At 32.1% G+C, this 23,627-nt stretch carries 20 protein-coding genes; 6 read left to right on the top strand and 14 right to left on the bottom strand.

Going from position 1 to position 23,627, the window contains the following annotated elements; translation table 11 throughout:
- Positions 1-221: 221 nt before the first annotated feature.
- A complete protein-coding gene (locus ACWJJ7_RS16580) occupies positions 222-2,354 on the bottom strand; it encodes a sigma-54 interaction domain-containing protein (RefSeq protein WP_462963060.1) in 2,133 nt (710 codons plus the stop codon).
- 236 nt (positions 2,355-2,590) lie between these two features.
- Here ACWJJ7_RS16580 and ACWJJ7_RS16575 point away from each other — a divergent pair, with 236 nt between their 5' ends.
- From ACWJJ7_RS16575 to ACWJJ7_RS16565, 3 genes are read left to right on the top strand one after another with little or no spacing between them, the layout of a single operon-like run.
- Positions 2,591-2,974 carry a GntR family transcriptional regulator gene (locus ACWJJ7_RS16575; protein WP_462963059.1) on the top strand — a complete coding sequence of 128 codons (384 nt, stop codon included), beginning with the start codon at positions 2,591-2,593 and terminating at the stop codon, positions 2,972-2,974.
- The gene (locus tag ACWJJ7_RS16570; RefSeq protein WP_462963058.1) at positions 2,967-3,842 is read left to right on the top strand and encodes an ABC transporter ATP-binding protein; all 876 of its coding nucleotides are present in this window, start codon (positions 2,967-2,969) and stop codon (positions 3,840-3,842) included. The genes ACWJJ7_RS16575 and ACWJJ7_RS16570 overlap by 8 nt, the downstream gene beginning before the upstream one ends.
- Entirely contained in the window at positions 3,836-4,609 is a 774-nt protein-coding gene (locus ACWJJ7_RS16565; protein WP_462963057.1) for a hypothetical protein, read from the top strand. Before ACWJJ7_RS16570 ends, ACWJJ7_RS16565 begins: the two co-directional genes overlap by 7 nt.
- Before the next feature lie 204 nt (positions 4,610-4,813).
- Here the strand turns inward: ACWJJ7_RS16565 and ACWJJ7_RS16560 are convergent, their stop codons facing one another.
- The 5 genes from ACWJJ7_RS16560 to ACWJJ7_RS16540 form a co-directional block, all read right to left on the bottom strand.
- Positions 4,814-5,815 (bottom strand): GGGtGRT protein, encoded by a 1,002-nt coding sequence (locus ACWJJ7_RS16560; RefSeq protein WP_462963056.1) that lies wholly within the window; start codon positions 5,813-5,815, stop codon positions 4,814-4,816.
- 22 nt (positions 5,816-5,837) lie between these two features.
- Positions 5,838-6,530 carry an iron-sulfur cluster assembly scaffold protein gene (locus ACWJJ7_RS16555; protein WP_462963055.1) on the bottom strand — a complete coding sequence of 231 codons (693 nt, stop codon included), beginning with the start codon at positions 6,528-6,530 and terminating at the stop codon, positions 5,838-5,840.
- 143 nt (positions 6,531-6,673) lie between these two features.
- Complete coding sequence (locus ACWJJ7_RS16550) at positions 6,674-7,507, bottom strand: deoxyribonuclease IV (RefSeq protein WP_462963054.1); 834 nt, start codon at positions 7,505-7,507, stop codon at positions 6,674-6,676.
- Positions 7,508-7,659: 152 nt separating this feature from the next.
- Complete coding sequence (locus ACWJJ7_RS16545) at positions 7,660-8,736, bottom strand: M24 family metallopeptidase (RefSeq protein ID WP_462963053.1); 1,077 nt, start codon at positions 8,734-8,736, stop codon at positions 7,660-7,662.
- 181 nt (positions 8,737-8,917) lie between these two features.
- The gene (locus ACWJJ7_RS16540; protein WP_462963052.1) at positions 8,918-9,319 is read right to left on the bottom strand and encodes a DUF6465 family protein; all 402 of its coding nucleotides are present in this window, start codon (positions 9,317-9,319) and stop codon (positions 8,918-8,920) included.
- A 587-nt stretch (positions 9,320-9,906) separates the two neighbouring features.
- Here ACWJJ7_RS16540 and ACWJJ7_RS16535 point away from each other — a divergent pair.
- Entirely contained in the window at positions 9,907-10,158 is a 252-nt protein-coding gene (locus tag ACWJJ7_RS16535) for a ground-like protein (protein ID WP_462963051.1), read from the top strand.
- Positions 10,159-10,209: 51 nt separating this feature from the next.
- On the opposite strand, the gene ACWJJ7_RS16530 is transcribed toward ACWJJ7_RS16535, so the two are convergent.
- The 3 genes from ACWJJ7_RS16530 to recQ form a co-directional block, all read right to left on the bottom strand.
- Positions 10,210-11,826 (bottom strand): ABC-F family ATP-binding cassette domain-containing protein, encoded by a 1,617-nt coding sequence (locus tag ACWJJ7_RS16530; RefSeq protein ID WP_462963050.1) that lies wholly within the window; start codon positions 11,824-11,826, stop codon positions 10,210-10,212.
- A 105-nt stretch (positions 11,827-11,931) separates the two neighbouring features.
- The gene (locus tag ACWJJ7_RS16525; protein WP_462963049.1) at positions 11,932-13,149 is read right to left on the bottom strand and encodes a DEAD/DEAH box helicase; all 1,218 of its coding nucleotides are present in this window, start codon (positions 13,147-13,149) and stop codon (positions 11,932-11,934) included.
- A gap of 15 nt (positions 13,150-13,164) precedes the next feature.
- Positions 13,165-15,336: a DNA helicase RecQ gene (recQ, locus tag ACWJJ7_RS16520; RefSeq protein WP_462963048.1), complete on the bottom strand. Its 2,172-nt coding sequence runs from the start codon at positions 15,334-15,336 to the stop codon at positions 13,165-13,167.
- A gap of 341 nt (positions 15,337-15,677) precedes the next feature.
- On the opposite strand from recQ, the gene ACWJJ7_RS16515 reads away from it, so the two are divergent.
- A complete protein-coding gene (locus tag ACWJJ7_RS16515; RefSeq protein WP_462963047.1) occupies positions 15,678-16,169 on the top strand; it encodes a YajQ family cyclic di-GMP-binding protein in 492 nt (163 codons plus the stop codon).
- Positions 16,170-16,466: 297 nt separating this feature from the next.
- Positions 16,467-16,712 carry an AbrB/MazE/SpoVT family DNA-binding domain-containing protein gene (locus ACWJJ7_RS16510; RefSeq protein ID WP_462963046.1) on the top strand — a complete coding sequence of 82 codons (246 nt, stop codon included), beginning with the start codon at positions 16,467-16,469 and terminating at the stop codon, positions 16,710-16,712.
- Between the two features lie 81 nt (positions 16,713-16,793).
- On the opposite strand, the gene ACWJJ7_RS16505 is transcribed toward ACWJJ7_RS16510, so the two are convergent.
- The 5 genes from ACWJJ7_RS16505 to ACWJJ7_RS16485 form a co-directional block, all read right to left on the bottom strand.
- The gene (locus ACWJJ7_RS16505) at positions 16,794-17,210 is read right to left on the bottom strand and encodes a hypothetical protein (RefSeq protein ID WP_462963045.1); all 417 of its coding nucleotides are present in this window, start codon (positions 17,208-17,210) and stop codon (positions 16,794-16,796) included.
- Positions 17,211-17,825: 615 nt separating this feature from the next.
- On the bottom strand, positions 17,826-20,192 hold the full coding sequence (locus ACWJJ7_RS16500; RefSeq protein ID WP_462963044.1) for an ATP-dependent DNA helicase: 2,367 nt from the start codon (positions 20,190-20,192) through the stop codon (positions 17,826-17,828).
- Between the two features lie 95 nt (positions 20,193-20,287).
- Positions 20,288-22,231 (bottom strand): ABC-F family ATP-binding cassette domain-containing protein, encoded by a 1,944-nt coding sequence (locus tag ACWJJ7_RS16495; RefSeq protein ID WP_462963043.1) that lies wholly within the window; start codon positions 22,229-22,231, stop codon positions 20,288-20,290.
- Positions 22,232-22,389: 158 nt separating this feature from the next.
- Positions 22,390-22,566 carry a hypothetical protein gene (locus tag ACWJJ7_RS16490; RefSeq protein ID WP_462963042.1) on the bottom strand — a complete coding sequence of 59 codons (177 nt, stop codon included), beginning with the start codon at positions 22,564-22,566 and terminating at the stop codon, positions 22,390-22,392.
- Positions 22,567-22,628: 62 nt separating this feature from the next.
- Positions 22,629-23,594 (bottom strand): ABC transporter ATP-binding protein, encoded by a 966-nt coding sequence (locus ACWJJ7_RS16485; protein WP_462963041.1) that lies wholly within the window; start codon positions 23,592-23,594, stop codon positions 22,629-22,631.
- Between the last annotated feature and the right edge of the window lie 33 nt (positions 23,595-23,627).

Raw genomic sequence — 23,627 nt, 5'->3', positions numbered from 1 at the left:
TTTTACATTGCCTTTTAATTAGTTGTTTTCTGTTTTAATTTTTTTCAAAGTCCTTAAAATCTATTGAATAGACTCCATCTTGTTCTAACAATTGATTTTCAATTATTAGAACAAGATTCTATTACTTCATATTTACACCCTTCTTATATTTATTTATGCAAGAAATATTTGCTATAACATAAATACAACAAATATGGTGCCAATTTAATGAAAAATAATGTCTATTTAAGTTGAGATTGCAGTTTGTTGAAAACCTTTATGCCTCGGTCATTTATTTTACTACCACCTCTACCTCGCGACATTTTAATTAAACCTAAATTATTTAAATCGTTTAAAATACCGCGAACTTCTTGTTGAGTTAGGTAGCGTCCCGTTTTTTCTGCTTGCTCAGAAATTGATAACCTACCCATGGAAATTTGTTGAACAAATCCCACATGCAATCTGTCTAGTACAAAAAAATAATCATCTACTCGATTACCTGCTAATTGCTCCAAAAGTTTAGCATCTAGATTAGTGCTAGTGTCAGACTTGCATTTTAATGTTGACATAGCATTATTGTAGAACCCAGGTGGTAAATCGTCGTAATACACCATATCTTTATCTATATAGGTGAGATATTCTACATAGTTGTGTAGTTCACGAATATTTCCATTCCAATTATGAGAGAGCAATGCATTAATTACTTGTATAGATAGGATGAATTTTCCTCCTAATTTATGTTTAAAGTAGTCAAACAACAGCATAATGTCTTCACCGCGCTCTCGCAATGGAGGAAGCTGAATTGGCAAGGTGTTTAGACGGAAGTAGAGGTCATTCCGAAAACTCCCGTTAGACACCAGCTCTTCAAGATTTTCATTGGCTGCAGCTATTATTCGTACATCAATACTAATAATTTTATTGCCGCCGATCCGCATAATCTCTCTTTCCTGAATAACACGAAGCAGTTTTATTTGGAGGGCCGGGCTCATTCCCTCTACTTCATCTAAAAATATTGTTCCCCTATGAGCATATTCAAAAAGTCCCAATTTTCCTCCCCTTTTAGCACCAGTAAAAGCTCCTTCATCGTAACCAAATAGTTCACTTTCTAGCAGATTATCTGGTATAGCTGCGCAATTTATGGCAATAAAAGGATAGTTATGACGCTCTGATTCGTTATGTATAGCATGTGCAAAAAGTTCCTTTCCCGTTCCGCTCTCACCTGTAATTAATACAGTAGAATTGGTTTTCGCCATTTTTTTAGCAATGGTACAGGCTTTTTTGATTACATCGCTCTCCCCGATGATATCATCAAAGGTATATTTAGCTTTGTGTCCTTTATTAAGCAATTGAATACGTAAGTTATGTTGTTTATACTCTTCTTCGGTAAATTTTTGTATAGTAGCAAAGGAACCGAGATATTCATCTCCACGTATTACAGGAGTAACAGTTACAGTAATATCCACACCACTTACTCTAATCAACCGATTATTTATCTTTTTTCGCGTACTCCTACACTCCTCAAAAGGTAAAAACGAGAAAATTAACGCAGCAGGATGATCGATGGATTGTTCTTTCGTAACACCTGTAATTTCTACTGCTCTTGAATTACAAGCAAAAACAACATCATTCTCATTCACACCAATAATCCCTTCATCCATGATTTCCATCAAAATTTCAAATTGACTTTCCATTTGAAGAGACCTTCCAAACAGTTGATTAAAGCTATAATTATTGACAGCTAAAGAACGAAAATATTCCTTGAATTTTTCCCTCTCTAATAGGTAATCAAATTTTAGCCTCAGTGCTATTTCCACCATTGTGGTGGAATCTAGCACACGTTGCCCAAGATCAATAATTGTCTTTACATCTTTTGGTACATAACGAAATTCACCAGGTGTTACTGACAACTCGAAGCCGCTAACTGGCTTAGCTCCGGGATAATAGGGAGTAAAATCTATGTGATTAATGCCAAGTTGACTGAGTCTAGTTATAGCCTCACGCACCATTTTTTCACTGAGATTTACAAACAAAGCTTTGCTTCCATTTGGAATACCCCTTAAAGTATCAAGAGATTTATTAGTAAAAGCTACTGCAATTTCTACTTTAGGAACATCAATGGGGATGCACTCCTGAAAATCCGTAATGTTTTCGAAAGCATCGGTCGAAACTACAAATAAATCAGCTTCCTTTATTTCTTTAACTGATCCATTTAATACATTATAAGCACTTGTGGTTACTAGCTCACCAAAAAGCTCTTTAATCTGATTTTCGTAAAATTTTGCAGCCTTATAATCTAGTGCTACAACAGCTATTCTTTTTTTTATAGGACTCACCCTCTTAAGTTTTAACGACAGTTCAGAAGGAAAGTCTCCCACTTCTACAAGTGGGGGTTAACTACCCTAGCAAAAATAAAACTTCAGTGGGAGTATAAATCTCATTCTGAAGTCGTTAATATTTCAGCTCCGCAGGAGATGATTTAATTACTATAATGTTAATTCTTTTTAAAAAACATGTCAAGGAAAGCTTCTAATCGATAAATTGTAATTAAAAGAAATTATTGACAATTATCTGTATCTATCATATAATAACAGTAGACAAGGAGGTAGTGTGCTTGAATATTCTTATATCATCCCTTTCGCAAACGCCCATATATGAGCAAATACAAAATCAAATAAAAGAAATGGTACTCAGCGGAAAGCTAAAATCCAAGGAGCAATTGCCGTCAATAAGGCTTATGGCAAAAGATTTGAAGGTTGGAATCATAACAGTAAAACGTGCTTATGAAGAACTTGGAAAAGAGGGTATTGTCATCAATTTACAAGGACGAGGATGCTTTGTGGCAGAGATTGACCGAAAAAAAGTTAAGGCAATACACATTGACATGCTTCATGAACGACTTCTTGAAATTAAAGAATTTACAGACGCTTGTGGCATATCCCCTGAGGAAATGCTTAAAGTTATAAATGAAATATACGGAGGTAGTAAAAATGACTAATAAGGCTTTGGAAATCAGAAACTTGAATGGAAGTATAGGAGATTTCTCTTTGGATGATATAAATTTTTCAATTGAAAAAGGAACTATTATGGGGTTTATAGGGAAGAACGGTTCAGGTAAAACCACCCTTATTAAAACAATACTTAGTATGATTCCAAAAACAACGGGACAAGTATTCTTCGATGGTACTCCTATGTTCGGAAACGAAGAAACTGTTAAAGCAAAAATAGGAGTTGTGTTTGACAGTCTAATCTATCCCCTTAACCTCAAACCTATTAAAATAAAAAAAATGATATCACCCTTTTATAAAACCTTTGATGATAAAAAATTTGACGAACTCATGAAACGCTTTGAACTTAATCCAAGTAAAAAGCTGTCAGCCTATTCAAAAGGTATGCAGATGAAATTTGGAGTTGTAATGGCACTATGTCATAATCCAGAATTAATTATACTTGACGAACCCACAGCGGGACTCGACCCAATCGCAAGAGCTGACGTAATTGATTTACTCTTAGAACTTATGCAAAATGAGCAAAGGTCCATACTGTTTTCAACACACATTACAAGTGATCTTGAAAAAATTGCTGATTATATAACAATGATTGATAACGGTAAAATTGTTTTTTCTAAGGGTAAGGACGAAATGCTTGATACCTATCTCCTTGCACATATTGAAAGAGAATCTATAACGGATGAAATTAAATCTGGACTTATAGGAATAAAGGAAACAACTTTCGGATATGAGGGATTATGCAGCAAAAATCTAAAACTTCAAAATTTAGAAGGGGTTAAAACTGCCAGACCTACAATTGAAGATATTATGGTTTACATGGGTTCAAAAAAAGGAAAGAGGTGCTCATTATGTTAAAAAAATTTATTGCTTATCAAAAGCTAATGCTAAATTCATATCCTCCAATTGATATTAACTCACCAAATCCTTTAAAGATATTACTTTATGTTTTTGCTTTTGCTGTGATGGCTTTTATAAATATATCTATATTTTTCGGAAATACAATGAGTTTAAATTCTTTTTTATCTTTTAATTTACCTATAATAGCTGTATGGATGATTAATGGGATACTTCATGGTGATCACAAGCTTTTTGAAACTGTTCCTGTAAGCCGAAAATATACAGCGTTAAATATATTCTTACTTCCAATAGTAATGATATTTATAATGTACATCATGGTCTATATTTCTGGCACTGTGTTACTGGGCAGTATATTGGGATTTTTATACCTTACGGATTCCCAAGGCTTTAGTAACGCTCCTCCAGCCTCTGCTATGAATCAAGTAATAGACACAACAAAAGGAGATCTATTAATGTTATGCATATTAGTAATAATTGTTTTTGTGGGAGTTGCAATTACTCTTATAAAAAGTAAAAAACTTAGACTATTAAGCTTTGCTGGGTTTGCTACTATCGGTTATGGACTTTTAGCTTTTCTAAAACTTAACATGCCAATATCATCATACACTGGCGAAGTAGAATTTCTTGAAAGTTTTTCTATCATGCCTCAAGAAAATACAATTCTGATTTGTGTAGCTATTGCTGCAGTTATAATAAGCATTGTCTCGGTTTTCATAGGATATAACCTTTATGTAGGTAAATCATCTGGTAGCAAGGACTACTAGTTTTCATTAACACAAAATAGACATGATATTCCTCTCATGCCTATTTTTTATCTACTCCACTCTTATTTTATATCATTCGAGTTTTCACGTCTACAATACTATACTAACACCAATGGTTTGATATTAGTGGGCGAAAATAAAAGCCCCACATTTAGCCGATTATGACTAAATGCGAAGCTTGTACCTATCTGATTTTTTTAAATTTTATTTACTCATTGTTTCTTCCACTGCAACCGCAACTGCAACTGAAGCTCCAACCATAGGGTTGTTACCCATTCCGATAAGTCCCATCATTTCAACGTGAGCTGGAACTGATGAAGAACCTGCGAATTGTGCATCTGAATGCATTCTTCCCATAGTATCAGTCATTCCGTATGAAGCAGGACCTGCTCCCATATTATCTGGGTGAAGAGTTCTTCCAGTACCACCACCTGATGCAACTGAGAAGTATTTCTTACCTTGTTCATAGCATTCTTTTTTATAAGTACCAGCAACTGGATGTTGGAATCTTGTTGGATTTGTAGAGTTTCCTGTAATTGAAACGTCTACTCCCTCAGAATGCATTATTGAAACGCCTTCGCGTACATCATCTGCTCCGTAACATCTTACTTTAGCTTTTTCTCCATCAGAATAAGCTGTTTCTTTAACTACTGTTAATTTACTAGTATAGTAATCAAATTTAGTTTGAACATAAGTAAATCCATTAATTCTTGAAATTATATAAGCAGCATCTTTTCCAAGACCATTAAGTATTACTTTTAAAGGTTCTGTTCTTACTTTGTTTGCAGCTCTTGCAAGGCCAATTGCGCCCTCAGCAGCAGCAAATGATTCATGTCCAGCTAAAAATGCAAAGCATTTAGTTTCTTCGCGTAGAAGCATAGCTGCTAAGTTACCATGTCCAATTCCAACTTTTCTGTCATCAGCAACAGAACCAGGTATACAAAATGATTGAAGACCTTCTCCAATATATACTGCTGCATCAGCTGCCTTAGTACAACCATTTTTAATTGCTATAGCAGCACCTACTGCATATGCCCAGCAAGCATTTTCAAATGCTATAGGTTGGATTCCTTTAACTATACCAAAAACATCGATACCTTTTTCTTCGCAAATTGTTCTTGCTTCTTCTAGTGAGTTTATACCGTGCTTACTTAACACAGGTAATATTTGATCTATTCTTCTTTCATAACTTTCAAATAAAGCCATTTAATTATTCCTCCTTCTTATATTATTTGTTTCTTGGGTCGATTACTGTTGTTGCTTCTGCAAATCTACCATAACTTCCAGTAGCTTTTTCCATAGCTTCATTAGCATCCATACCTTTTTTGATCATTTCCATCATTTTTCCAAGTTGAACAAATTTATAACCTATTATCTCGTTATTTTTATCTAATGCAATATTAGTAACATAACCTTCAGCCATTTCTAAATATCTTGGGCCCTTAGCAAGTGTTCCATACATTGTACCAACTTGACTTCTAAGACCTTTACCTAAGTCTTCAAGTCCAGCTCCTATAGGTAGTCCACCTTCTGAAAATGCTGTTTGAGTTCTTCCGTAAACAATTTGAAGGAATAACTCTCTCATAGCTGTATTTATTGCATCACACACTAAATCTGTGTTTAACGCTTCTAAAATAGTTTTTCCTGGAAGTATTTCTGATGCCATTGCAGCTGAGTGAGTACTACCAGAGCATCCTATTACCTCAACTAATGCTTCTTGTATTATACCCTCTTTTACATTTAAAGTAAGCTTACATGCACCCTGTTGAGGAGCACACCAGCCAATTCCGTGTGTTAAACCTGAGATATCTTTAATTTCTTTACTTTGTACCCATTTTCCTTCTTCAGGAATTGGTGCCGATCCATGATTAGGTCCTTTTGCAACACACATCATTTCTGAAACTTCTGTTGAATAAATCATAATATTATCTCCTTCCATATGTATATGGTAATTTAATACGCTTTATAATCAGTGGGCATTAAAATGTCCCACTGGGTCAATAATTGAAATATGTCTTCGATTCTATTTTAACAAAGAAAACCTAACTTATCAATAGTATTTTATTAGTTTTTATATGCTTCTCTTAATATCTTAATTTCCTCAGCATGACCAGCTAAATCATTTGGTGTTTCTAAATAGAATGGTAAGTGACGTAACTTGGGGTGATTAATAATTCTACTAATCGCTTCTATTCCAATTGAACCTTCCCCAATTCTTTCATGTCTGTCTTTATGACTTTCAAATGGATTTTTACTATCATTTAAGTGAATTGCATAAAGCTTATCAAGACCAATAATTCTATCAAATTCATCTATTACGCCATCCAAATTATTAACGATGTCATAACCAGCATCGTATATATGACAAGTATCAAGACATACACCCATTTTGCCTGAAAGAGTAACACCATCAAGAATTTGTTTTAATTCTTCAAATGTTCGGCCTACTTCTGTTCCTTTACCAGCCATTGTTTCAAGAAGTACAGTGGTTGTTTGTTCTGGTTTCAATATAGAGTTAAGCATATTTGTAATATATTCTATGCCCTTCTCAACACCCTGTTTTATATGGCTACCCGGATGGAAGTTATAAAAACTATTTGGGAAGTATTCCATTCTAGATAAATCATCTTCCATAATCATCATTGCAAATTCTCTTGTTTTTTCATCAGCAGAACAAGCATTAAGTGTGTATGGCGCGTGCGCTAAGATTGTCGCAAATTTATTTTCTTTTAATATTTCTAATAAAGCCTCTACATCACTGGGGTCAATTTCTTTTGCTTTACTACCTCTAGGATTACGAGTAAAAAACTGAAATGTATTTGCTCCTATGCTAAGAGCGTCTTGTCCCATAGCTTTATAACCTTTTGATACTGATAAATGACAACCTATATTTAACATGATTATCCCTCCAATAAAAAATTATATTCTTATTATATCCTCATCTTATACATTATATATATTAATGAAAATTATTTATACCCTCACCATAATATAAAAGAGCTTCGATAATTTTATTTATCAAAGCTCTTTTTTTATAGGGTATTTTTATGCTATTCTACAATAATTAAGTCTTTTGTATAATGATTTAATACCTCACAACCATCTTGCGTAACTATTACTAAATCTTCTATACGAACGCCCACGTCACCTGGGAGATAAATGCCTGGCTCAATGGAGAAAATTTGTCCTGGCTGAACTTTATCAGTATTAGCAGACGAAACATCACCGAAATCATGAACTTCTATTCCTATTGAATGCCCTAATCTATGAGTAAAATATTTTCCATATCCTTTTTCCGAGATATAGTCTCTAGCTGCAGCATCAATATCACAAAATCTAACGCCTGCTTTAACTTTTTCAATTCCCCTTTTATTTGCTTCTTTAACAATATTATAAACTTCTCTACTATGATCTGATACACTTTTATAGAAAACAGTTCTAGTCATGTCTGAGCAGTATGAATTCATCTTACATCCGATATCAATAACTACGCTGTCGCCTTCTTTAACTATTGATCCATCCAGTTCATGATGAGGGTCAGCAGCATTTGCCCCATAACCTATAATTGGATCAAATGAATGTCCTTGGGTGTCCATTCCTTCCCATATATCACCAAGTAACTTTCCCATTTTCTTTTCTGAATATTTTTTAGGGATAAGCTTTATCATTTTATCCACAGCGGTATCATTTAATTTTGAAGCCGCTCTCATTAGATCTTTTTCACCTTCATCCTTACACATCCTTACTCTGTCAAGAATTTCAGATCCATTAACAAATGTACTGCCACCTTTAAGCTTCATTAATTTTATTAAGAAATGAGCTGGCCAATTTTTATCTATACCCATTGGCTTATCTTTATCAATGTTTCTTGCAAGAATCTCCACTGGACTCTGAGTATCGTTAAACCATATCTTTTCTACCCCTAAATCTTCATTTATAGGGAATAACTCATTTATAAATAATTTGTTATGTCCATCTAAGTTAATATAGAGTACAATCATTCTTTCTCCAGATAAAATCCACTTCCCTGTAAGATAGAATATAGCCGCTGGGTCAGAAACTATCATTTGAGGTGTTTTCTTTAGAGCCATGACCTTTCGAACCTTATTAAGTCTTTCTTGCAACATTAAAATCCCCTCCTAAAATATTATTGACTTAGCTTTTAATTAAACTTAGCTTCTTTGTATTCATTATAATTTTTTAATGCTTTAAATGCAAACTAACTATTTAACTTTTTTCTGCTAGAACCTTAATTTTAAAAAAAAATAAAAAAAGCCAGTAAGCCTCTTTATTCTTTATTGAATTATGTTAGGATAATTTCAAGTTTATTTTAATTTCTCCATTTACCAAACAATAGGCTATATCTTCTTCAACCTTTATATATACATCTAAGGTTTTAAGTTCTGTAATTTTATGAGATTTTATCCATTCTTCATAAACTTTTTCTAGTATTGTTTTTTTGGAAACCTCTTTTCCCTTATATTGAACATAGAATCCAACATTAATTTTCTTAGCTATTGTTTTCTTAGCTGTTCTTTTTGTAGCAGTAGTTGCCCTGCTAGCTTTTGATTTAACATTTTTAGCAATATCCTTCACCGCATTAATAGTCTTATCAACATTTTCTTTTGTAACATCAGAAACTATTGTTATTGCCTCTTCTGTTGATCCGCCAGCTTCCTTAGCCGAAGTTAACGTATTATCTTTTATCATATCATGTACCCCCCATTTTTAACCAATTTTCATCCTTATTACTTATATTCGATATTTTTAGAAAAAAACCTTTTTTTAGGTGACTTACAGTAAGCCATATTTGATAATTGAAACTTAATATTAGTTTTGTTTTTTAATTATGTACTCTATCATATCATAAATTGCAATCAAATACTATTTTTGTTATTAAATACATAATTATGCTTTCTTTATTAAAATGACACTGCTCTTTTTACCTTATATTATTTGTAACAACTATATCTGTAACCTTTGGTTTATATTATGTATGGTCAATAACTCTTATGAAGATTTTATGAAGATATCAAAGAACTAATTAATTTTTTTTAAAGCTTTACTGCAATTTTATATTCACACTTAATAAAATGCGGAATATATTAAAGTACAGCTACAACTTCATTCATTTAACACTCTTACAAAAATAAGTCCATCACCTATTTATGGTGGCATTAATACCAAAGCAACTCCATTACTTAAGTTTAAGTGTAAAATTCCTTCTTAAGTTGCTAATTTAGTCACTTACGTTGATTTTTAAACTTTTACTTATTAAAAATAAGGAGGTTATTTATATGAGTCATAGACATAAAAATTGTTGTTGCTGTGAACCTGTTAGTTGTTGTAAGCCTGTTAGTTGTTGTAAGCCTGTTAGTTGTTGTCAACCTACTTGCTGCTGTGAAAATAACTGGGGAAGTGGCTTTGGAAGTGGCTTTGGCTGCGGAAATGGCAGTATCTTGATAATTCTTTTACTATTAGGCTGTGGTGGTATTGGTGGCCGTGGTGGCTTCGGCGGCTTCGGTGGCTTTGGTGGCTTTGGCTGTTAGTTAATTAAAAGAAGCACTTCTAATAATATTATTATTAGAGGTGCTTCTTTTTTATTTATACATAAGTTCTAGTTCTTTTTGAAGTTCATCATTTTCTATGAATTCATCATAAGTCATTTGTTTATCCATTATTCCTTTAGGAGTAATTTCTATTATTCTGTTTGCAACTGTTGCTACTAGCTGAGAGTCATGTGATGTAAGTAACATTGTTCCAGTATAGCTAGTTAACCCATTGTTTAAAGCAGTAATAGACTCTAAGTCTAAATGATTAGTAGGCTCATCAAAAATTAATACATTAGCATTACTAAGCATCATTTTAGAAAGCATACATCTAACCTTTTCTCCACCGGACAATACGCTCGCTTTTTTAAGAGCTTCTTCTCCAGAGAAAAGCATTCTGCCTAAAAAGCCTCTAATAAAGCTTTCAGCCTTTTCATCTGAGTATTGGCGAAGCCAATCAACTAAGGTACAATCTACACCATTAAAATATTCTGTGTTATCCTTTGGTAAATAAGCTTGAGACGTAGTAATCCCCCACTTAACCTCACCACTATCTGGCTCCATTTCGCCCATTACTATCTTAAATAATGTAGTTTTAGCTATTTCATCTGCACCTGTAAAAGCAATCTTATCTCCCTTGCTAACTATAAAAGATACATTATCAAGAAGTATTTCTCCATCCACAGTTTTACTTAGATTTTCAACTGTCAATAAATCATTTCCAGCTTCTCTTTCTGGCTTAAATCCAACAAAAGGATATTTACGAGAAGATGGTTTTATATCATCTAAAGTCAATTTATCTAATTGCTTTTTACGTGACGTAGCCTGTTTTGCTTTAGAAGCATTAGAGCTAAATCTAGCAATAAAATTTTGTAATTCAACAATTTTTTCTTCTTTTTTCTTATTTTGATCTTTAGCCATTTGAAGGGCCAACTGACTAGACTCATACCAAAAATCATAATTTCCAACGAATAATTGAATTTTACCAAAGTCTATATCTGCAACATGAGTACATATTTTATTTAAAAAATGTCTATCATGTGAAACAACTATAACCGTACTATCAAAATTCAGCAAGAAACTTTCAAGCCAATTTTTAGATTTTACATCTAAATTGTTTGTAGGCTCATCTAGTAATAGAATGTCTGGTTTTCCAAATAGTGTTTGAGCAAGAAGTACCTTAACCTTTTCAGCTCCTGTTAATTCCTTCATTTTTTTGCTTTGAAGTTCTTCAGTTATTCCAAGTCCCATTAATAGAGTTGAAGCTTCTGATTCAGCTTCCCATCCATTAAGTTCTGCAAATTCGCCTTCTAGTACTGACGCTCTAATTCCGTCTTCATCAGTAAAATCTGGTTTTGCATATAATTCATCTTTTTCATTCATTATTTCAAACAGTCTTACATGTCCCATCATTACAGTTTTGACAACTTCATATTCATCAAATTCAAAATGGTCCTGCTTTAAAAAAGCTAATCTTTCTCCTGTTGTGATATTAACTTCTCCTGTATTAGGTTCAATTTGACCTGATAATATGTTAAGAAACGTTGATTTACCAGCACCATTAGCACCAATTAAACCATAACAATTACCCGGAGTAAATTTTATATTAACATTATCAAATAATTTACGTGCACCATATCTTAAACTTACGTTATTTGTACTAATCATATATTTATAAATACCTCCATACATTAAGTAATTTCATTCTAGTCGAAACCATTGACTCATTATACCATACGGAAAGAAACTAGACCAATGTAATTTATTTCTTTCTTATCTAGTTTTATCAGTGTTTGATGTTTTGCTATCAGATTTAAATTTATGTTCTATAAATTTTGCTTTAGGTGCATTTTTCAAATCAATAATTGTTCCCATGCGGATATCTTTAGGCAGAATTTCTATATTAAAATCTTTTTCATAGTTTTTAATTAGATTAAGCTCTCTCTCTTCTGTTATGGATAATGCAAACCCATGCTCGCCCATTCTTGCTGTTCTACCTACTCTATGTAAATAATCCTTAGAATTCTCTGGTATATCAAGGTTAAATATATGTGTTACTCCTCCTATATCAAGCCCTCTAGCTGCTAGATCAGAAGCCACTAAAAGTTGGATTTTCCCTGAATTAAAATCCTCAATAGCCTTCTTTCTATTAGTTTTATCAGAGGTTCCATGAATACCTTCTACCTTTAATCCATGATAGCTAAGCTTTGAAGTTGTAATTTCTACCTCGTCACTTTTGTTTATAAATATTATTGCTTTTTCAGGTTTAGTAGCACTTATGAGTTTTCTGAGTAGAATCAGTTTCTCTCTCTTTTCCACTACAAAATACATGTGCTCTATATTAGGATTTACCTGACTTTTATCACCCACTTTAATTACTTCTGGGTCCTTCATCAAAGTTTTAGCACTCTCTACAACTTTAAGTGAAATCGTAGCTGAAAATATCATAATTTGTCTATCCCTAAGCGTAGTTTTTATTATGGCCTTTACCCCATCTATGTTATCTTCATCTATCATTCTATCGCCTTCATCTATTACTATAGTCTTAACGAAGTGTGATTTTAGTTTCTTCATAGTTATAAGTTCTAAAATTCTTCCTGCAGAGCCAACTATTATATGTGGTTTTTCCTTAAGAGCTTCTAGCTGTCTTTTAATGTTAACATTACCTATTATGGTAGTTGATTTTACGTTGCTATTTGAGTTCTCTGATAACAATTCTATTTGCTTATGTATTTGCATTGCAAGTTCATGAGTAGGTGCAAGTACAATCGCTTGAATATCCTTTGATGTTATGTCTATTTTTTGAAATATAGGTAATAAGTAAGCCAGTGTTTTACCTGTACCTGTTTCTGATTCTCCTATAATATCTTTGCCCTCAAGTCCAATTGGTATAGCCTTTACTTGAATTTCTGTAGGGCTTTCAATCCCTTGCTTAGCAAGCCCCTCTATAAGGTTTTCTTGTAATCCTAGTTCATTAAATAATTTATCCATATTTTCTCCTTTTTTCTAAGAAATTTTATTGTTAGCATATTTAAATATTGTTGCTTTTATAGCTAAATAATCTATTTCTTCTGGTAATGCTTCTTTAATAGGTCTGAGCTTTGAAGCTCCAATTTTTTCTATAACCTCAATAATAAGTGCTTCATGATGTTTTGGAATAAAATCATCTAAATTAACATCAAAACCCTCATAAGCACATTTAAATATATGTTCTTGTACTGTGAGGCTTTTTAATTTTCTCTCGCAAATTATATCCTCTATGCTTTTACCCTCTTTATACATATTATAAGTAATAACATAGCTAGGGATCTTGCCTTCATTTTCGCAAGCCTTTTCTACCGCACATTCCGTTTGAACATTCTCATCATTTTCATTATATAGTATTTCTGCCTTTAGTTCTATATTGTTTTCCTGCATATATTTTTTTATAACCTGAATGAATTCCTCACCATACTTCTTAAGCTTAGATTCCCCTACCCCTTTAATGTTTAGCATTTCTTTTTTATTTACTGGGAAATATTCGCTCATCTCTCTTAACGCACTATCTGCAAAAACAATATATGGTGGGACTTTTTCCCGTTCTGAAATCTCTTTTCGAAGACTTCGCAATATTTCAAACAAGCCAGTATCGCGAGCTACCTTAGCTTTCTTTTTTTCAACCTTTTGATACACTTTTTCTTCATTTTTAAGTACTGCCACTGCTTTATCTTTCAAATGAACCACTGGAAATTGACCATCTGCAAGCGAAAGATATTCTTCTGCCGTAAGCACATTTATAAGGTCTCTTATCTCTTTAACAGTATATTGCTTTATTATTCCATAGGTAGATAACTTATCAAATCCAAGGTCTAAAACTTTTTTATTCTTTGAGCCACGAAGTACTTCTGCAATTAATGAAGTACCATACCTCTCCTTCATCCGAAAGATGCAAGAAAATATTTTTTGTGCCTCTATAGTTATATCTACCAGTTCACTTTCATCATTGCATGTACTGCAATTGTCACATTTGTCTTGAACATTTCCCTCACCAAAATATTCCAAAATAAACTGTCGTAAACATCTTGAAGTATGTGAATAATCCACCATAGCTTGAAGTTTCTTATATTCATTTACCTTCCTTTGAGGTGATACGACACTTTGTTCTATAAAAAATTTTTGAAGTAACACATCCGCAGCAGAAAATAACAGTATACATTCGCTAGGATCTCCATCTCTGCCTCCACGTCCCGCTTCTTGATAATAAGCTTCCATACTCTTCGGCAAATTATAATGAATTACATATCGAACGTTTGATTTATCTATTCCCATTCCAAAAGCATTTGTAGCTATAATAATGTTGATATCGTCATACAAAAACTTTTCTTGGTTTTGTTTTCGCTCCTCATCTCCTAGCCCAGCATGGTATCTTCCAACACTATATCCTTTTTTATTCAAAAGTTCATAGAGATTATTCGTTTCCTTCCTTGTAGAAGTGTATATTATCCCTACTTGATCTTTATTATCTTGAATGTATTTTAATACAAAATCTCTTTTGTTTTCTCCACGAATAACAGTAAAGCTCAAATTTTCTCTATTAAAACCAGTTACATAAACATCTGGCTCTCTTAATTTTAATAACTTTATAACGTCATTTCTTACTTCCTTCGTTGCAGTCGCCGTAAATGCTGCTATAATTGGTCTTTCTTGCAATTTTTCTATTAAACTAGAAATTGCTGCATAACTGGGTCTAAAATCATGTCCCCATTGAGATACACAATGAGCTTCATCCACTGCTAAAAGCGATATTGTTAATCTATTTAACATATTGCAGAAGAAGTCTGATTCTAGCCTTTCTGGGGCAACATAAAGAAGCTTAAACTCCCCAAGCGCTACCTTATCAATTCTTTCATTAACTTCATTAATACTTAATGAGCTATTTATATATGTTGCAGCTATCCCTATACTATTCAAGGTATCTACTTGATCCTTCATAAGTGATATAAGTGGTGATATTACGAGCGTTACTCCTTTTAGCATTAGAGCAGGTATCTGGTAACACACCGACTTTCCTGCACCAGTAGGCATTACAGCAAAGGTATCTTTTCCGCTTATTATACTCTCTATTACATTTTCTTGTCCTTTTCTAAAATTATCATATCCATAATACTTTTTTAATTTTTCTTGTGCTTCACGCAACATATATTTCTTCCTCTCATACGTAATAATTTCTTACAATAGTATAACATTATTTTAAAAAATTTGTACCTTTATGGTGACGAACTTTGTATTTGTTCTAATCAAAAAATCTATTCTTATCTATTTTCGTCAAGTTTATGATATTTAAAACATATCAAACATTTGATTTTCATGATTTAATGACATTTCATAAATAAATAAACAAATCGCTATCAAAACTTTAAGTAGTTTATAGTTTTTATAATTATTACTCATTAACTACTGGACATTTTCAAATTATTAATCTACTATTAATTAATAAGATTCTATTAATTAACATGAAAATATAGAGGAGGTTTTTAATTATGGCAACAGCACATTCGTTTGACATAGTATCAGATGTCGATATGCAAGAAGTAGACAATGCAATAAACCAAGCATTGAAAGAAATTAAACAAAGATATGACTTTAAAAATACTATTACTGAAATTAACCTAGGAAAAGAAGATATTAAAATAATATCTGATGATGATTTTAAATTAAAATCAGTTATAGACGTTCTTGTAAGTAAGTTAATTAAAAGAGGTATATCTGGGAAAGCATTAGATCTAGGTACACAAGAACCAGCTACATTAGGTTCTGCAAGGCAAACAGCCAAAATTGTAAAAGGTATTTCTACTGAAAAATCGAAAAAAATAATTGCAGAAATTAAATCCAGCAAAATTAAAGTTCAAGCTCAAATTATGGATAATCAGCTAAGGGTTACCGGTAAGGACCTTGACGATTTACAGCAAGTAATGGCTTTAATAAAATCAAAAGATTTTGATATCCCCCTACAATTCACTAATTATAGATAGTGTTACATTTTTAAAGGTTAGTACTACTGTACTAACCTTTTTTTATTTTCTATCATAATTTACACCAATTACAATCTATTATGAATATTATAATAATTAAAATTTTATGTATATTGTATAAGATATTATAATATTGTTTAAAATGACAGGCCATTATATTTTTTTTGCATAATACGTAAAAGTTTGTTAATTTTTATTATTATTCTTAAATATTTTCATAAACCTATTGACGTTTTATGTTATATTTGCTACAATTTAATTATAAATAAGTCGAAAGATGTTTGAGGAGGAAATTATATGAAATCAACAGGTATTGTAAGAAAAGTGGACGAACTTGGAAGAATTGTTATTCCTATAGAATTGAGAAGAACTTTGGATATAGATATCAAAGACGCATTAGAAATCTATGTAGATGGTGATCAAATTATTCTTAAAAAATATGAGCCAGCTTGTATTTTCTGTCAAAATGCAAGAGACGTTGTAAACTACAAAGGTAAAAACATTTGTAAAGACTGTCTTTCTGAGTTAGGTTCAGGCAAATAATATAAGATAATTTTTTATTAAATAAAGTAGGGCATGCAAGCCTAAACATAAAAAAAGATATCCTTTAAAGGATATCTTTTTTTATGTTTTCAACCTAAACTCGCTACAGCACTTTGAGCAAGTTATAATAATTTTACCCTTTCCCCTTGGTAATCTTAATTTTTGTTCACATTTAGGACAGCTAGTTATTATATACTTCTTTTTTTCCTTTAATCTCTCTAAAGGTTTATAATTTTTAATTTTAATATTAATTAATTTAATATTTTGTTTTAAATTATTGATTTTGCGATAAAAATGTCTTTCTATATTTTCAAAAACAAATTTTTCATTATTTCTCCCATGTACATTAGTTGACCTACTTCTCCAAATTGAATATATAATAAGTGCTGTTCCTAAAATCCATGAATACCTAGCTAATAACAAAAATATTCCTACCAATAAGGTCGCTGTTGAAAATCTATCCCAGCCATAAACTTCTCTAGAAGATTTAACAAACATTTATACTATTCCCCCTATCATTTTCTGAAGTAGATAACAATTAGTAATTGTTATCTACTTCAACATGTGTAAGCAGTAAACTAAATATCATTATTTTAATTTACCACTTTCCCCATTGTTGTTCTTATATTATATTTTAGCACTATAAATGCTAAATTATTATTAATTTTCTGTAAAAAATAACCGAAAAAACCGTTTTAAGCTCCTGCTACTATTACTGATTTAATTAATAGAATAGGAAATCGTCAACTTATAGAGCTAACTCAACCGATAGAGATAATACGATATAACAAAAATATAAAATTAGTTAGAGTTAAGATTTTACAAAAATGTTACAATATCATTGATAAATCACTAAATGAAAGATGTAAATTTGCTCATATTAAACTTTTAAAAATCCCTTTGACTATACGTGTTATACATGTTAATCTCAAAGTAAGAAATAAGTCGAATTTCACTGTTTACAATACAGAAAGCCTATTTTGATATAATCCCTTTAAAATTAAAATACCCCAAAGTATCTTATAAATAGATTTTAATTATTTATATATAAAAAAAAATTGAGCAAATGCTCAAGTTTTTTTCTTTCTTAGATAATGTTATTCTTACAATTCTTTATTCCCAAAATTCACAAACCTCTTTTTTAGCATGAGTGTTATTATTTATTATATGATAATTATCCCATTCCTTTGGAAAAAGTCGTCTATACCTTTGATGAAGGAATCTATCATCTATTAAAAGCACAGTTCCTCTATCTTCTTCTGTTCTAATTACCCTTCCCGCTGCCTGTAGTACTTTATTCATACCTGGGTACATATAAGAATATTCATAACCACAATTGCTTTTATTATTAAAGTATTCTTTAATAATTTCCCGTTCAAAGCAAATCATAGGATGCCCTACACCGATGATTATAACACCAATTAAGGAGTCACCTTTTAAATCAATACCTTCAGAAAATATACCACCTAAAACTCCAAAGCCTAAAATATTATCACCACTCGAAATACTAAAGTTTTGCAAAAATTCTTCCCTGGCATCTTCCGTCATAGAATTGGTTTGGATACTTACTTTAATATGTGGATACTTTTGCGTAAAACTATTACACACTTCCTCCATATACTTATATGAAGGAAAAAACACCATATAATTTCCATTTTTAGCACTTATTACAGAATATATGTACTCTACTATCTTTAGGTAACTATTTTCTCTATATTTATATTTAGTAGAAATGTCCTTAGCTACCATTACTTTAAGCTTACTTTTGTCAAAAGGAGAATTCAGCGTTAAATGGTAATCCTTGCTTTCTCCACCCAAAATCTCTTTAAAGTATACTAATGGTAGTAGGGTTGCAGAGAAGTATATCACTGATTGCCCTCTTTTTGACGCTTCTCTTAAAAGCTTAGATGGATCCAAGCAAAACATTTTTAATACTACGTCATCTAACCCACTTTCTACATAGGTTATATATTTATCATCATAAAGTTCAGCTACCCGAATAAAACTCAAAGAGTTAAAATACAGTTCTAAAAAACTATCATATGTTTCAGATTTTTCATTTTTCGTAAGCCATTTTTCTAATATTTTAGTAAGCCTCATAAGAAGGTTATATATATCCACTGGTTCAGAATTTTGTTTGTAATATCCCTCTTCATTACACATTTTCTTCATTCTGTTCATAAGAGCATTTAACTTATTCAAAACTTTGTACATTGGATCGTCAATACCTTTTATATCTTTTTTCAATTGCATAATCAATTTTTTACTAATTTGCGCCGAAAACATTTCTCTAGCTCTATCCACTAAGTTATGAGCCTCATCAACCAAAAAAGTATATTCGCAAGCGTTATCAGTAAAGAATCTTTTTAAGTAAACCCTAGGATCAAACACATAGTTATAATCGCATATAACGCTGTCAGCCCACACAGTTAAATCCAATGAAAACTCAAAAGGACATACGTTATATTTATTTGAGTATATCTCAATTATTTCTCTGCTAAATGTATTTTCATTTTTCAGAATATCAAGTAGCGCTTCATTAACTCTATCAAAATGTCCTTTTGCAAATTTACATTGTTGCGGATTACATGCACTACCTTTACTAAGACATACTTTATCCTTTGCTGTTAGAGTAATCGTCTTAAATTTAAGTCCATTTGCTTTCATTTTATCAAAGGCATCCTCTGCAACCCGTCTTGTTATAGTTTTGGCTGTTAGGTAAAAAATCTTTGTGGTATGCCCTTCTCCCATAGCTTTAACCACTGGAAACAAAGTAGATATAGTTTTACCTATTCCTGTGGGGGCTTGCACAAACATTTTCTTTTTCTCTACTACTGTTTTATATACACAGACAGCTAGTTCCCTTTGACCGTCCCTATAATTTTCAAACGGAAACAACAACTCTTTTATAGTACTATCTCTTTCCTTATTCCACTCACTAGCAATATTTGCCCATACAAAATAGCTAGAAATAATTTCATCAAAAAATTCTTTTAATTTTTCAATTGAAAAAGCCTTGACAAATTGCTTAGTTTTCTGCGTATCTATTTCATAATAGGTTAATTGAACATTAATAAGCCCAAGATTATTTTGAATCGCATATATATATGCATAACATTTGGCTTGAGCCCAGTGAAGACTATTATAATCCTCCTTAATAAGTTCTATATCCTTAGCAACTGTTTTGATTTCATCTATGGTAACCTTATTATTTTTGATTAGAATACCATCAGCACGCCCTTCAATTACAATTGAGGCTCCATTATATAGTATGCTGTGTTTTAAACTTACCTCCGCCAAATATTCTTCTCCAAGTAATACAGAATACTTTTCTTTATTCTCACTTTGAATTTTTTGATGTGCTTTGGTTCCCTCTACAGCTCTGCTACTCCCCATAAACCTCATATCTAAATCGCCAGACCTTAGTACAAACTCCACTAAGTTACGCACAGATATTTTTATATCTCTATTTTTATCCACAGACTATACCTTCTTTATTAAATAAACTTATCACCCATAAATTCTCAATTACATTTCAGAAATAAAATCACCCACTTGTATAAGCGGGTGATGATTTAGTTGTTTTTCTGCTGCTCTATTTTCTCAACTAATTCATTTAAATATGTCCATCGCACCATTAGCTGTTCAGCTTCAACTCCAATATTCTTTTGCTGCTTCACTAGTTCCTGCAAATATTCAAAGTCACTACTTCCAGCATTGATTTTTTTATTAACATTCACAAGTTCTGTTTCTTTTTGCTCAATTTTGCTGTCAATTTCATCAAATTCTTTCTGCTCTTTAAATGTGATTTTCAAAAGCTTCTCTTCTTTAATTGCCTCATCTTTACTGCTTGCAACCTCTTCATTTCCACCTTTTTTATCTTCCTTAATCACATCTTTATCTTCATCTAGTAAATTTGGATTTTTTTCTATATATTCTTTATACTCAGAATAATTACCTACAAATTGAATTATCTTTTCATTTCCTTCAAAACTGAATATTTTGTCAGAGACTCTATCTAAAAAGTATCTATCATGAGATACAGTAATAACCACACCATTAAACCCATCTAAATAATCTTCGAGAACTGCTAGAGTTTGAATATCGAAGTCATTAGTTGGCTCATCTAAGAATAGCACATTTGGAGCTTCCATAAGAATTCTTAATAAATATAGTCTTCGTTTTTCTCCACCGGATAAACTAGAAATAAAGGAATGCTTTGTAGTTCCATCAAATAAGAATCTCTCAAGCATTTGAGAAGCTGTAATCTGTTCTCCATCGCCTGTAGTTATATACTCTGCACCTTCGCGAATGTACTCTATAGCACGTAGCTTTTCGTTCATCTCACCATTTTCTTGATGGAAAAAACCAATTTTCAATGTTTCTCCCCAATCTATTACCCCTGAATCCGGGCTTAATACTCCACTTAAAATATTCATAAGCGTAGATTTCCCCATACCATTCGGCCCTATAATACCTACTTTATCTCTCCTAGTAAAAGTATGACTAAAATCACTAATTAATTTCTTTTCACCATATGCTTTATAAATATGTTCTATATTCATAATCTTTTTACCAAGTCTAGTCGATGCTGAGGATAATTCTAACTTTTCGTTTGTTACATCAACTTTTCCATCGCGAAGCTCACCAAAACGGTCAATTCTTGCCTTTTGCTTAGTACTTCTAGCTTTAGCCCCACGTCTTATCCAAGCTAGTTCCTTTTTAAATAAACTCTCTCTTTTTTTCTCTATCGTTTCCATTAAAGCCATTCTTTCAACTTTCTTTTCCAAAAACACACTATAATTCCCCTGATAACTATATAGATTACCCTTATCCAGTTCAATAATTTTATTTGTTATTCTATCTAAAAAATACCTATCATGAGTAATCATAAGTAGTGCACCTTTTCTACTATTTAAAAATTTCTCAAGCCAATCTATTATTTTATTGTCCATATGATTTGTAGGCTCATCCAAAATTAATAAATCTGAGGGCGTAATTAGAGCACTACACAAAGCCACTCTTTTTCTTTGACCACCTGAAAGGTTTCCTATTCGCTGCTTAAAATTTGTTATTCCAAGCTTTGTAAGTATTATTTTAGCTTCATTTTGAACTTCCCATCCGTTACATGCGTCCATCTTAGTGTTAAGGTTCATTAAAGTATTTTGAACGGACTCATCTTCTGGATTTTCCTCCATTTTCTCCATAGCTACTTCATATTCTCTTATAACGTGCATAACATCCGTGTCACTTTTAAAAATTTGCTCAAGCACTGTAGCTTCTGGGTCAAATTTAGGATTTTGAGATAAATATTCTATATTCACTTTGTTTCCCTTTAAAATTCTTCCCTCATCAGGAACTTCAAAGCCAGCTATTATTTTTAAAAAAGTTGATTTCCCTGTCCCATTTACTCCTATTAATCCAATTTTATCGCCATCACTTATACCTAATGACACTTTATTAATGAGTATTTTTTCACTATAACTTTTACTCATCTCTTCTATTGTTAATAAATTCATATACATACCATCCTTTTCATGTTCTAACATTATACTTTAATTATACCCAAATAAGCACCCAAGTGATAGTGTAAATTCATCTTCGACAAATTTTTCATTATCTCTAGGGTGTATTCCCTGAAATTATACAGTTTTTTATATATATTAATTAACTATTATTAACTTCTAATCCATACTTTCATTACAATAAATAACAACAAACTCATGACTAATGCAGCTCCCATCACTATTGGCATCAATATCTGAAATTGTGCTATAACAATGGCTACAATATCCTTCCAGCCCACGCCTTCATCACAATGCATATCACTATCCCTTATTCTTTCCTGTCTCATATATCCCTCTCCCTTACTTTGGTAATTCAATATACTAGCCTTATATGCTCCCAATCATTACCTTACAGTAGATGACAAGCTACAAAATGTTTTCCGCCTACATCTTTATACTGTGGACATTCATTTTTGCACCTTTCCATAGCATATTGACATCGGGTATGAAATTTACAGCCAGAGGGTGGGTTTGCCGGACTTGGTATGTCTCCCTTAAGAATAATTCTTTCTCTCTTTAATGTTGGATCTGGTAGAGGCACTGCGGATAACAATGCCTTTGTATATGGATGAAGAGGATTATTATACAATTCATTTTTTGATGCTAATTCCACCAAAGATCCTAGGTACATAACCCCTATTCTATGACTAATATGTTTTACTACACTTAAATCATGCGAAATAAATAAATATGAAAATCCCATTTTTTCTTGAAGATCACACATTAAATTAACTATTTGAGATTGAATGGACACATCTAGTGCTGATACAGGTTCATCCGCAACTATAAATTCAGGATTTAATATAAGAGCTCTTGCTATTCCTATTCTCTGCCTTTGACCACCTGAAAATTCATGTGGGTATCTTCTTATGTGATAAGGTGCAAGCCCACAAATCTCAAGCACCTCTTGAACTCTACCAGCAATTTCACTTTTAGGCAATAAACCATGGTCTAATAGTGCTTCTCCAACTATTTGTCCTACTGTAAGTCTTGGATTAAGAGAACTATATGGGTCTTGGAAGATTATTTGCATCTTAGGTCTTATCTTTCTTAAGTCTTTTTTTGATAAATCAAATATATCTTGATTTTGAAAATATACATCGCCATCTGTTTTGTTTATAAGCCTTAACATAGTTCTACCTACTGTAGTTTTACCACATCCTGATTCCCCAACCAAACCCAAGGTTTCTCCTTTATTTATATATAGTGACACCCCATCTACAGCTTTAACATAACCTACAGTCTTTTGAAGTATTCCCCCCCTAATAGGAAAATATGTTTTTAAATTCTCTACTCTAACTATTTCATCACACACTTACTTCCCCCCCTTACATTCCTTGCACTACTT

Source organism: Clostridium sp. CM042 (assembly GCF_055080995.1).
Note: the sequence above shows the minus strand (reverse complement) of the source record. Positions and strands in the feature narration are given on the sequence as shown.